General features: G+C 65.0%; 1 pseudogene. It reads right to left on the bottom strand.

From position 1 onward, the window contains the following. Positions 1-246 (bottom strand): annotated as a pseudogene (locus tag KVT28_RS26070) (HlyD family secretion protein); the annotation flags it as partial.

Genomic DNA, 246 nt, shown 5'->3' with positions numbered 1-246 from the left:
AGCTGCCTTTACGCACCGACAGCTGACCGAGCTGGCCGCTGTCTGGCGCGATGATGCGCGTATTCGCCAGGCCGATATTTGCCAACTCCAGCGCCGCCTGCGCACTGGCAACATCGCCCTGCAGTGACGCGCGATACACCACCACAGTTTGCAGATTCTGTTGTGAAACGGCCACCTGCGCATCCGCCTGACGCACCTGTGCCTGCGCCTGGGCGTTCGCTGCGCGCGCGGCGTCGCGCTCACGTA

The organism is Pantoea sp. GbtcB22 (assembly GCF_019091025.1).
Classification (GTDB): domain Bacteria; phylum Pseudomonadota; class Gammaproteobacteria; order Enterobacterales; family Enterobacteriaceae; genus Pantoea; species Pantoea leporis.
The sequence above is the reverse complement of the archived record's forward strand: the minus strand, read 5'-3'. Positions and strand labels throughout refer to the sequence as shown.